The sequence below is a fragment of the Providencia sp. UF-224 genome, assembly GCF_058245955.1.
Window position 1 is genome coordinate 1 of the sequence record NZ_JBSICC010000130.1, and the last position, 328, is coordinate 328.

The following is a 328-nucleotide window of genomic DNA, read 5'->3' on the forward strand; positions in this document are numbered from 1 at the left end:
GTCCAAACAGTGCCTTTTCGGGCATTATCGGCCCAGATGGCCGCGTGGTTGGCGAACCGCTGATTGATAAAGAAGGGGTTGTGTACGGCGAGATTGATTTAAACCGCTGTATTCAACCACGGCAAATGCACGATATTACGGGGCACTATAACCGCTTTGATATCTTTGATTTACAGGTGAACCGCCGCCCACTGAGTGCTGCCCGTTTTTACGGCGAGGGGCAAAGTGTGGAGGAATTAAACCCGACTGAGAACGATGCACCGTTTGGGGAGAAAAAAGGATGAGTCTGGCACGCACATTTCGGATTGGGCAGATTGTCCCGTCCTCG

The 328-nt window shown here is 51.8% G+C and carries 1 pseudogene; it reads left to right on the forward strand.

What is annotated here, in order from left to right:
- Positions 1-284, forward strand: a pseudogene (locus AC4IFO_RS23155) (carbon-nitrogen hydrolase family protein); the annotation flags it as partial.
- Between the last annotated feature and the right edge of the window lie 44 nt (positions 285-328).